This is a genomic window from Pseudomonas sp. MWU13-2862, assembly GCF_023242495.1.
GTDB classification, from domain to species: Bacteria; Pseudomonadota; Gammaproteobacteria; order Pseudomonadales; family Pseudomonadaceae; genus Aquipseudomonas; species Aquipseudomonas gingeri_D.
Genome location: NZ_JALMEZ010000003.1, coordinates 519380 through 529915 on the forward strand (window position 1 = coordinate 519380; position 10536 = coordinate 529915).

10 protein-coding genes are annotated in these 10536 nt (G+C 60.4%); 2 read left to right on the forward strand and 8 right to left on the reverse strand.

The features are described 5' to 3' along the window. Positions 1–9 precede the first annotated feature (9 nt). From M5C56_RS08235 to M5C56_RS08270, 8 genes are all read right to left on the reverse strand, one after another. A complete protein-coding gene (locus M5C56_RS08235) occupies positions 10–303 on the reverse strand; it encodes a DUF2388 domain-containing protein (protein ID WP_103496298.1) in 294 nt (97 codons plus the stop codon). Positions 304–368: 65 nt separating this feature from the next. Continuing rightward, positions 369–686, reverse strand: coding sequence for a DUF2388 domain-containing protein (locus M5C56_RS08240; RefSeq protein WP_103496299.1), 318 nt, complete (start codon positions 684–686; stop codon positions 369–371). Positions 687–1066: 380 nt separating this feature from the next. Next, positions 1067–1282: a DUF1127 domain-containing protein gene (locus M5C56_RS08245; protein ID WP_100940038.1), complete on the reverse strand. Its 216-nt coding sequence runs from the start codon at positions 1280–1282 to the stop codon at positions 1067–1069. Positions 1283–1601: 319 nt separating this feature from the next. After that, the gene (locus tag M5C56_RS08250; RefSeq protein ID WP_103496300.1) at positions 1602–3095 is read right to left on the reverse strand and encodes an acetyl-CoA hydrolase/transferase family protein; all 1494 of its coding nucleotides are present in this window, start codon (positions 3093–3095) and stop codon (positions 1602–1604) included. Between the two features lie 181 nt (positions 3096–3276). Beyond that, positions 3277–4710, reverse strand: coding sequence for an NAD(P)(+) transhydrogenase (Re/Si-specific) subunit beta (locus M5C56_RS08255; RefSeq protein ID WP_103496301.1), 1434 nt, complete (start codon positions 4708–4710; stop codon positions 3277–3279). Continuing rightward, positions 4710–5033: an NAD(P) transhydrogenase subunit alpha gene (locus M5C56_RS08260; RefSeq protein WP_003187010.1), complete on the reverse strand. Its 324-nt coding sequence runs from the start codon at positions 5031–5033 to the stop codon at positions 4710–4712. Before M5C56_RS08260 ends, M5C56_RS08255 begins: the two co-directional genes overlap by 1 nt. Before the next feature lie 15 nt (positions 5034–5048). After that, entirely contained in the window at positions 5049–6170 is a 1122-nt protein-coding gene (locus tag M5C56_RS08265) for a Re/Si-specific NAD(P)(+) transhydrogenase subunit alpha (RefSeq protein WP_103496302.1), read from the reverse strand. Between the two features lie 417 nt (positions 6171–6587). Continuing rightward, entirely contained in the window at positions 6588–7508 is a 921-nt protein-coding gene (locus M5C56_RS08270) for a LysR family transcriptional regulator (RefSeq protein ID WP_103496303.1), read from the reverse strand. A 158-nt stretch (positions 7509–7666) separates the two neighbouring features. Here M5C56_RS08270 and M5C56_RS08275 point away from each other — a divergent pair, with 158 nt between their 5' ends. After that, complete coding sequence (locus tag M5C56_RS08275) at positions 7667–8848, forward strand: acyl-CoA dehydrogenase (protein ID WP_103496304.1); 1182 nt, start codon at positions 7667–7669, stop codon at positions 8846–8848. Positions 8849–8865: 17 nt separating this feature from the next. Further along, on the forward strand, positions 8866–10086 hold the full coding sequence (locus M5C56_RS08280; protein ID WP_103496305.1) for a CaiB/BaiF CoA-transferase family protein: 1221 nt from the start codon (positions 8866–8868) through the stop codon (positions 10084–10086). Positions 10087–10536 lie beyond the last annotated feature (450 nt).

Here is a 10536-nt window from a genome sequence, read left to right on the forward strand (position 1 = left end):
GCAAAGTGACTATTGGACGAGAATTGCCTGGGCCAGTTCAAGGTCGCTGGCATGAAGTTTTGGCTGGGTTCGGCGCAGGTACGCCAGGGCCGACTCCAGTTGCGCGCCGCGCAGTTGGCCATCGCTGGCTACAAAAGCGGCTGCGTCATCCTGGGCGGCCAGTATCAGTTTACGGTCGAAGGGCGCGGTGGTCACTTGGCTGGTGACATAACCGCTGCCGACCAGGGTCTGGGTGGTCAGGTCGAAGGCCTGGGCCTGGCTGATCCAGGCGAGCGCTATGAGCAATAAGGTGAGTGAGCGCATGGGTCTCTATGTCTTATTGAGCGAGCGCCCAGGCTAGCGGAATCCACGGCCCATGCGCCAGGGTTTCAGATGGCCAGGATCGCCTGGGCCAACTGTGCATCGCTGGCCTGCAATTGCGGGGCCTGGCGACGGATGGTGTCGAAGGCGCTTTCCAGCTTCACGCTGCGGATCTGGCCATTGCTGGCGACGAAGCTGGCGGCGTCATCCTGGGCCGCACGCACGATCTTGTTGTCGCGCAACGACGAGGTGGCATCGGACGAGGCGTCGGAAGTGGCCTTGAGGGCGCCGACCAACGAGTCGGTGGTGACAATAAAGCTGCTGGCATGGGCGGCGCTGGCCAGGGTCAACAGGGCGGCGGCACTCAGCAGGCGAAGGCGGGACATGGTGAATCTCCAGGGGGATGAAGAGGAACAGTGGCAGCGGATAAAGGCCGCCACTCGAACACAATGGACGATAAACCTCAGACGCACATTCCGCGCTGCTGGCTACCTAAGACCGCGATATTAGACAGAGTTCCCTGCCTGCTGAAAGCGAGTTTCGTCGGCTGATCCGCGGTTTAGAGGCGTTCGTTCAGGTTGAGCAAAAGTGTACTGGTATATTTTTATATCTATATAACTGTACCTGTCTGGTGTTTTCTCGCGCCTTTTCCTGAAATCCACTTGCCGGAAACGACAAAGCCCGTCGCGGTTTCCCGCGACGGGCTCTGTTTTTTCAATTCGGGTGCTGGCGGTGGACCCGGTGGGTCAGGGCCAGCGAGCGCTGCTTAGCGCCAGAACGGCTTGCTCAACTCTTCGTAACGCTGTGCTTCGCTGATCCCGGCATCGGCCAGCAGACGCGAATCCAGGCGAGCCAGTTGATGGCGGCTGGCAATGCGGCGCTGCCACAACATCAGGTTGGCGAGAACGCGCAGAGGCATCGAAGCTTGAGCGTCAGTAGCGGTGTTTTCGTAGAACATGTCGGAACTGAGTGTACGTTCCATGATTAGCATCCTTCCGCTTGTGGCGGGATTAGGTAGTGGTTTAACTGATGCCAATGATCCTCCTCTTTGCCTAGTCTCTGTAGATACAGTTCATCTGTATTGTGAGGGCTCAGTTAACTGTTTAAGGGTGCTGTACTGCTCGAAACTGAGGCAACTGTACCTGTCTGCCTCTAAATGGTGCATTTTCGTCTGGCCGAGGGAGATCCGAGGTGATTCAAGGTGGGAAATGACCGGTACAGCAGTACAGTTTTTCTCACATTGCCGAGAAATGCAGAGGGGCTGACGAAACTGTGTTTGCGTCAGCGCCCAACTGTATCAATCAGCTCGGCAGCATCTTCCCGGTTTCGTCCAGGTTGATGTGCCAACTCAGTGCTTCACGGAGGATGTGTGGGGTGTGACCGCCCAGGGCACAGGCACGATTGAAGTAACTGTTCAGGGCTTCGCGGTAGTCCGGATGCACACAGTTGTCGATCACCACCCTCGCCCGTTCCCGTGGCGCCAGGCCGCGCAGGTCGGCCAGGCCGATTTCGGTGACGAGGATATCCACGTCATGCTCGGTGTGGTCGACGTGGCTGACCATGGGCACCACGCTGGAAATGGCCCCGCCCTTGGCAATGGACTTGGTGACGAAGATCGCCAGGTGCGCGTTGCGGGCGAAGTCGCCGGAGCCGCCGATGCCGTTCATCATCCGCGTACCGCAGACGTGGGTGGAGTTGACGTTGCCGTACAGGTCGAACTCCAGGGCGGTGTTGATGGCGATGATGCCCAGGCGCCGCACCACTTCCGGGTGGTTGGAGATTTCCTGCGGGCGCAGTACCAGCTTGTCTTTATAGTGTTCCAGGTTGCCGAACACATCGCTGTTGCGCCGGCTCGACAAGGTGATCGAGCTGCCGGAGGCGAAGGACAGCTTGCCGGCGTCGATCAGGTCGAAGGTCGAGTCCTGCAGCACTTCGGAGTACATGGTCAGGTCTTCGAACGGCGAGTCGATCAGCCCGCACATCACCGCGTTGGCGATGTTACCGATCCCGGCCTGCAGCGGGCCGAGCTTGTTGGTCATGCGCCCGTCGGCCACTTCTTCCTTCAGGAAGGCGATCAGGTGACTGGCAATGGCCTGGGTGTCGTCGTCTGGCGGGGTGACGGTGGACGGCGAGTCGGGCTGGTTGGTGATCACGATGGCAACGATCTTGGCCGGGTCGATCGGGATCGCGGTGCTACCGATGCGGTCGTCGACCTTTACCAGCGGGATCGGCGTGCGGGTCGGTCGGTAGCTGGGGATATAGATGTCGTGCAGGCCTTCCAGGTTCGGATTGTGCGCCAGGTTGATCTCGACGATCACCTGCTTGGCAAAGATCGCGAAGCTGGCCGAGTTGCCCACCGAAGTGGTCGGCACGATATGCCCCTCTTCGGTGATGGCCACGGCTTCGATCACCGCCAGGTCCGGCAGCTTGAGCTGCTTGTTGCGCAGTTGCTCGACGGTTTCCGACAGGTGCTGGTCGATAAACATCACTTCGCCGGCGTTGATCGCCTTGCGCAGGGTGCTGTCCACCTGGAATGGCATACGGCGCGACAGCACGCCGGCTTCGGTGAGCTGTTTATCGAGGTCGTTGCCCAGGCTGGCACCGGTCATCAGGGTGATTTTCAGCGGCGACGTCTTGGCGCGCTCGGCCAGTGCATGGGGCACGGCCTTGGCTTCACCGGCGCGGGTGAAGCCGCTCATGCCGACGGTCATGCCGTCCTGAATCAGGGCGGCAGCGTCGGCTGCGCCCATGACCTTGTCCAACAACGAAGGCAAGCGAATACGATCACGGTACATGGCGTGTTATCTCAGGCAACGGAAGCAAGATGCGCAGTCTAGAGGTTTCAAAAAGTTTCGCCGCGCGACCAAGGTCGAATGCCGATTGAGGATTCAGCGCCTTTGGTCGGTTTTTTGCGGACAAAGAAAAACCCCAGCCTACGGGAGGCCGGGGTTTTTGATATTGCGTTAGCGCAAGCTTTTACTCGACAGCCTTGACCATGTCCTCGATGACCTTCTTCGCATCGCCGAAGACCATCATGGTCTTGTCGAGGTAGAACAGTTCGTTGTCCAGACCGGCATAACCGCTGGCCATGGAGCGCTTGTTGACGATGATGGTCTTGGCCTTGAAGGCCTCGAGAATCGGCATGCCGGCAATCGGCGATTTCGGATCGTTCTTCGCCGCCGGGTTGACCACGTCGTTGGCACCGAGCACCAGCACCACGTCGGCCTGGCCGAACTCGGAGTTGATGTCTTCCATCTCGAACACCTGGTCGTAAGGCACTTCGGCCTCGGCGAGCAGGACGTTCATGTGGCCAGGCATGCGACCAGCCACCGGGTGAATCGCGTACTTCACGGTCACGCCACGGTGGGTCAGCTTCTCGGTCAGCTCTTTCAAAGCATGCTGCGCGCGGGCTACTGCCAAGCCGTAACCCGGTACGATGATCACGGTGTCGGCGTTGGTCAGCAGGAAGGTCGCGTCGTCAGCCGAACCGGATTTCACCGGACGCGCTTCTTTCGCGCCAGCCGGGCCAGCGTCGGCCGTGTTGCCGAAACCGCCGAGCAGTACATTAAAGAAGGAACGGTTCATCGCCTTGCACATGATGTACGAGAGGATCGCACCGCTTGAGCCCACCAGGGAGCCGGCGATGATCAGCATCGAGTTGTTCAGCGAGAAGCCGATCCCCGCCGCGGCCCAGCCGGAGTAGCTGTTGAGCATCGACACCACCACCGGCATGTCGGCGCCGCCGATGGGGATGATGATCAGCACGCCGAGGACGAAGGCCAGGGCCAGCATCAGGGCGAAGGCATTGAGGTTGCCGGTGAGCATAAAGGTCAGGCCGAGGCCGAGGGTGGCCAGGCCCAGCAGCAGGTTCAGTTTATGCTGCCCGCCAAACTGTACCGGTGCGCCCTGGAACAGGCGGAACTTGTACTTGCCCGACAGCTTGCCGAAGGCGATCACGGAACCGGAGAAGGTAATAGCACCGATCGCGGCACCGAGGAACAGCTCCAGGCGATTGCCCGGCGGGATCGAATCCCCCAGCTGTTTGACGATACCCAGGGATTGCGGCTCGACCACCGCGGCGATGGCGATAAACACCGCCGCCAGGCCGATCATGCTGTGCATGAAGGCGACCAGTTCCGGCATCTTGGTCATCTCGACCCGCTTGGCCATGATCGAACCGGCGGTGCCGCCGATCAGCAGGCCGACGATGACGTAGCCGATGCCGGCCGTGGCAAGCTCGGCACCCAGCTTATAGATGAGGCCGATGGTGGTGAGGATCGCCAGGGCCATGCCGAGCATGCCGAACAGATTGCCGCGCCTTGACGTGGTCGGGTGCGACAAGCCCTTGAGGGCCTGGATAAAGCAGATCGACGCGATCAGGTAGAGCGTCGTGACGAGATTCATGCTCATTACTTGGGCGCCTCTTCTTTTACCGCTTTCGGGGCTTTTTTCTTGAACATCTCAAGCATGCGGCGGGTCACCAGGAAGCCACCGAACACATTGACCGCCGCCAGCGCGACGGCCAGGGTGCCCATGGTCTTGCCCAGCGGGGTCACGGTCAGGGCGGCGGCCAGCATGGCGCCGACGATGACGATCGCCGAGATCGCGTTGGTCACCGCCATCAAGGGCGTGTGCAGCGCAGGTGTAACGTTCCAGACCACGTGGTAACCGACATAAATCGCCAGCACGAAGATGATCAGGTTGTAGATACCGGGGGAGATAAGCTCTTCCATCGTCTGAATCCCTGCTTAGGCGTTTTTGCGGATGACTTGGCCGTCGCGGCACATCAGGCACGCGGCGACGATGTCGTCTTCGAGGTTCACTTCGAATTGGCCTTCCTTGTTGAAGACCAGCTTGAGGAAGTCCAGCAGGTTGCGCGCATAGAGTGCCGAAGCATCCGCCGCGACTGCGCCGGCCAGGTTGGTCGGGCCACAAATGGTCACGCCATTTTCGACCACCACCTGGTCCGCCACGGTTAGCGGGCAGTTGCCGCCTTGCGCTGCCGCGAGGTCGATGACCACCGAGCCGGGCTTCATCTGCGCGACGGTCTCGGCGCTCAGCAGCACTGGCGCCTTGCGACCCGGGATCAGCGCGGTGGTGATGACGATATCGGCCTGCTTGGCGCGCTCGTGCACCGCCAGGGCCTGGCGCTGCATCCAGCTGGCGGGCATCGGCCGGGCATAACCGCCGACGCCGACCGCGCATTCGCGTTCTTCATCGGTCTCATAGGGCACGTCGACGAACTTGGCGCCGAGGGATTCGATCTGTTCCTTCACTGCAGGGCGCACATCCGAGGCTTCGATCACCGCACCCAGGCGCTTGGCGGTGGCGATGGCCTGCAAGCCGGCGACACCGGCCCCGAGGATCAGCACGCGCGCGGCCTTCACGGTACCCGCCGCGGTCATCAGCATTGGCATGAAGCGCGGGTAGTGATGGGCCGCCAGCAACACTGCCTTGTAGCCGGCAATGTTGGCCTGGGACGACAGCACATCCAGGCTCTGGGCGCGGGAGGTGCGTGGCGCGGCCTCCAGGGCAAAGGCGGTGATGCCGTGTTCGGCGAGCTTGGCGAGGGTTTCGTTGTTGAACGGATTGAGCATGCCCACCAGGACGGTGCCGCGCTTGATCAGCGTCAGTTCGCTGTCGCTGGGCGCCACCACCTTGAGGATCAGCTCGGCGCCAAAGGCGTCGTTGGCGTTGCCAATGGCCGCCCCCGCCGCTTCATAGGCACTGTCGACAACGCTGGCGTTAAGCCCGGCGCCGCTTTGCACAGTGACCTTATGACCCTGGCCGATCAGCTTCTTGATGGTTTCCGGGGTTGCAGCAACCCGGGTTTCACCCGTCTGGGTTTCGAGAGGAACACCAATGTGCACGTCAAATCTCCTGCGTGATCTTTTTTATAAGAGGCCAGCGCACTGCGGATGGTGCGTCTGGAGCGGCCGATCAGCACGATCCCGCCGGATTTGTCGGCGGGGCGCGGCATTTTGCAGGTGAAAACCACACCCTTCAAGATATTCTGAAAGGTGACGCGAGATTAACTACAAGTCACGCTGTGACCAAATGTCGCAGGTAAACGCCATGAGCCCATAATACAGGGGGCTCACAAGGATTCTGGATGGAATTGAAGAAAATTCGAATCGGTGGCGTGAATGAGTCGGTATTGGACGGAAATAGGCCTTACAAGCCTTGCTGGCAGGCACTTTCGTACCAAATTTGCGGGTATCGGTACAGTCTGCCTAAAGGCGACATATTGTTATATCTGTAGGTGTTAAGAGTAATTGACTACAGGGTCAGGTAGTTGCTGTGGGCCTTGAAGACAGGAGGCTATAGCCGTGCGCCTGGTTTATCAGCCAGTCACGAAAAGCGCGCAAGGACGCCGATTCGACCTTTCGCTCGGGAATCATCAGGTAATACGCCTTGATGCTGGACAACGCATTGGGGTTGGCGATCACCAGGCGCCGCTCTTCCAGTTCCCGCTGGATCAGGAAGGGTGGAATCAGCGCGACGCCCATCTCGTGCATGGCGGCCTGGGCCAACATGGAGAATAGCTCGTAGCGCGGCCCTGTCATGTCGCGGGGCACATTCAGCTCCTGGGCGTTGAACCACTGGCGCCAGGCATAGGGCCGGGTGGTCTGTTGCAGCAGCGGCAGTTCGGCGATCCGCGTGGCGCTGAGGCTTTGCTGGCTGCCCAGCAGGCTGGGGCTGCACACCGGCATGGGGTTCTCGCCCATCAGCCGATGGGACTCGGTACCCGACCAGTCGGCATCGCCGAAGTAGATCGCGGCGTCGAAGTCGGTATCGGCGAAAAGAAACGGTCGGGTGCGGTTGGTCAGGTTGACGGTGACTTCCGGGTGCTGCTGCTGGAAGTCCTTGAGCCTGGGCAGCAGCCATTGGGTGCCGAAGGTCGGGACTACGGCCAGTTCGATGACGTTGGCGCCCTGCTGCCCCATGACCGACAGCGTGTCGCGCTCCACTGCGTCCAGTTGCGTGGCAACCCGCCGACTGTAGGAAAGCCCTGCTTCGGTCAGCTTTACGCCGCGTCGGGAGCGTCGGAACAGTTCGACGCCAAGAAACTCCTCCAGGCTGGCGATCTGTCGGCAAATGGCACCTTGAGTGAGGGAGAGCTCCTGGGCGGCCTTGGTAAAACTCTCGTGACGGGCCGCGGCTTCGAAGCTGATCAGCGCGGTGGTACTGGGGATTTTGCGGCGCATGTACGGCAACCTCACTAAAGATGATGCTAAATAGCGGTTGAAAGCTTCTCGGAGTGAGAAATTAGCACAACAGTATGCGAAATCCTCGTTTGCCGGATGGCTGGGTGGCGCCTAGGATCAGTCCAGACCTTTTTCACTGACTTCACGAGGACTCACCCATGGGCGCCAAGGCAAGCTTCAACTGGATCGATCCCCTGCTGCTGGATCAACAGCTCACTGAAGAAGAGCGCATGATCCGCGACACGGCCGAGCAATTCGCCCAGGACAAGTTGGCGCCACGGGTGCTCGAAGCCTTCCGTCATGAAAAGACCGACCCGGCGATCTTCCGTGAAATGGGCGAAGTCGGCCTGTTGGGTGCGACCATTCCCGTGGAGTACGGTGGCAGCGGGCTGAACTATGTCAGCTACGGCCTGATCGCCCGGGAAGTCGAGCGTGTCGATTCGGGCTATCGCTCGATGATGAGTGTGCAGTCTTCCCTGGTAATGGTGCCGATCAATGAGTTCGGCACCGAGGCACAAAAGCAGAAGTACCTGCCGAAGCTGGCCTCCGGCGAATGGATTGGCTGTTTTGGTCTGACCGAGCCGAACCATGGTTCCGACCCGGGCGCGATGATCTGTCGTGCACGCAAGGTCGACGGCGGCTACAGCCTGACCGGCAGCAAGATGTGGATCACCAACAGCCCGATCGCCGATGTATTCGTGGTCTGGGCCAAAGACGATGCCGGGGATATCCGTGGTTTCGTGCTCGAGAAAGGCTGGAAGGGGCTGAGTGCTCCGGCGATTCACGGCAAGGTCGGCCTGCGGGCATCGATCACCGGTGAGATCGTCATGGATAACGTGTTTGTCCCTGAAGAGAACATCTTCCCTGAAGTGCGTGGCTTGAAAGGCCCGTTCACTTGCCTCAACTCCGCGCGTTATGGCATTTCCTGGGGGGCACTGGGCGCCGCCGAGTTCTGTTGGCACACCGCTCGCCAGTACACCCTGGACCGTCAACAGTTCGGCCGGCCATTGGCGGCGACCCAACTGATCCAGAAGAAGCTGGCCGATATGCAGACCGAGATCACCCTCGCCCTCCAGGGCTGCCTGCGTCTGGGGCGGATGAAGGATGAAGGTACCGCGGCGGTGGAAATCACTTCGATCATGAAGCGCAATTCCTGCGGCAAGTCCCTGGATATCGCCCGTATGGCTCGTGACATGCTCGGTGGCAACGGCATCTCCGACGAGTTCGGGATCGCCCGTCATCTGGTGAACCTGGAAGTGGTGAATACCTATGAAGGGACCCATGACGTCCATGCGCTGATCCTCGGGCGCGCGCAGACCGGCCTCCAGGCGTTCTATTAATAGAAGGAGCTTGGCTCATGGGCGCGCTATCGCATCTGCGAGTGCTGGATTTGTCGCGAGTATTGGCCGGGCCCTGGTCCGGCCAGATTCTGGCGGACCTTGGGGCGGAGGTGATCAAGGTCGAGCGGCCGGGTAATGGCGACGATACCCGCGCCTGGGGTCCGCCCTTCCTTAAGGACGCCTACGGCGAGAACACCACGGAGGCGGCTTATTACCTGTCGGCCAACCGTAACAAGCAGTCGGTGACCATCGATTTCACCCAGCCCGAGGGGCAGCACCTGGTGCGGGAGCTGGCGGCCAAGTCCGATATCCTGATCGAGAACTTCAAGGTGGGTGGCTTGGCGGCTTATGGGTTGGATTATGGGTCGCTCAAGGCGCTCAACCCGAAGCTGATCTATTGCTCGATCACCGGCTTCGGTCAGACCGGACCCTATGCCAAGCGTGCCGGCTATGACTTCATGATCCAGGGGCTGGGTGGGTTGATGAGCCTGACCGGTCGGCCCGAGGGGGATGAAGGTGCCGGGCCGGTGAAGGTGGGGGTGGCGCTGACCGATATTCTGACCGGGTTGTATTCGACGGTGGCGATTCTGGCGGCCCTGGCCCATCGCGATCAGGGTGGCGGCGGCCAGCATATCGATATGGCGTTGCTGGATGTGCAGGTGGCGTGCCTGGCGAACCAGGCCATGAACTACCTGACCACCGGAGTGGCGCCCAAGCGTCTGGGTAATGCCCATCCGAATATCGTGCCGTATCAGGACTTCCCGACGGCTGATGGTGATTTCATCCTGACGGTGGGCAATGACGGACAGTTCCGCAAGTTTGCCGAGGTGGCGGGTCAGCCGCAGTGGGCGGACGATCCACGGTTTAAGACCAATACGCTGCGGGTGGCCAACCGGGCGGTGCTGATTCCGTTGATTCGCCAGGCGACGGTGTTCAAGACTACTGTTGAGTGGGTGACGCAGTTGGAGCAGGCGGGTGTGCCATGCGGGCCGATCAACGATCTGTCGCAGGTGTTCGCCGATCCCCAGGTGCAGGCCCGTGGCCTGGCGGTAGAGTTGCCGCATCCGCTGGCGGGAGTGGTGCCGCAGGTGGCGAGTCCGATCCGGTTGTCCGCGACGCCGGTGGAGTATCGCAACGCCCCTCCTCTGTTGGGTGAGCACACGCTGGAGGTGTTGCAGCGGGTGTTGGGCCTGGCGCCGGAGGCGGTCGCGGCATTGCGTGAAGCGGGCGTCCTCTAGGCGCCCTGCTCCCTTCTATCTATATAGAAGCGCCATTTCTGGCGATGGCGTCCGTATAGGTGGTGCAAGGCTCAAGGGCCTCTTCGCGGGCAAGCCCTGCTCCTACAGGTTTGCGTCGTATACAAAATTGGGGAACGACAGAGGACTGTAGGAGCAGGGCTTGTCGGATCGCCGCACCGCCGCGAAGAGGCCAGTTCGAACACCGCAAAACCTGGGGTTTCCATACCGTTTTCCACGCTTATGACAGAAAAGTGAAAATAAGCGTTGACGGGAAATTCCACGGCTCTATAATTCGCCCCACTTCCGGCGCAGTCGAAACGGAAAAGCCTTTGAGATTCAATGAGTTACAAAGGTTTTGAGGGTTTTGATGCGCGGTTCGCTTCAATTCATCGAAGTGTGGAAGTAGCTGAAAAGGCAGTGTGTTTTCGCCTCTTCAGCGGTTCGATTCTC

Bases quoted from the DNA above. Each gene is read 5' to 3' on its own strand.
- M5C56_RS08240 (WP_103496299.1), bottom strand. From the start codon at position 686: ATGTCCCGCCTTCGCCTGCTGAGTGCCGCCGCCCTGTTGACCCTGGCC.
- M5C56_RS08255 (WP_103496301.1), bottom strand. From the start codon at position 4,710: ATGAGCATGAATCTCGTCACGACGCTCTACCTGATCGCGTCGATCTGC.
- M5C56_RS08270 (WP_103496303.1), bottom strand. From the start codon at position 7,508: ATGCGCCGCAAAATCCCCAGTACCACCGCGCTGATCAGCTTCGAAGCC.
- M5C56_RS08245 (WP_100940038.1), bottom strand. From the start codon at position 1,282: ATGGAACGTACACTCAGTTCCGACATGTTCTACGAAAACACCGCTACT.
- M5C56_RS08235 (WP_103496298.1), bottom strand. From the start codon at position 303: ATGCGCTCACTCACCTTATTGCTCATAGCGCTCGCCTGGATCAGCCAG.
- M5C56_RS08260 (WP_003187010.1), bottom strand. From the start codon at position 5,033: ATGGAAGAGCTTATCTCCCCCGGTATCTACAACCTGATCATCTTCGTG.
- M5C56_RS08280 (WP_103496305.1), top strand. From the start codon at position 8,866: ATGGGCGCGCTATCGCATCTGCGAGTGCTGGATTTGTCGCGAGTATTG.
- M5C56_RS08275 (WP_103496304.1), top strand. From the start codon at position 7,667: ATGGGCGCCAAGGCAAGCTTCAACTGGATCGATCCCCTGCTGCTGGAT.
- M5C56_RS08250 (WP_103496300.1), bottom strand. From the start codon at position 3,095: ATGTACCGTGATCGTATTCGCTTGCCTTCGTTGTTGGACAAGGTCATG.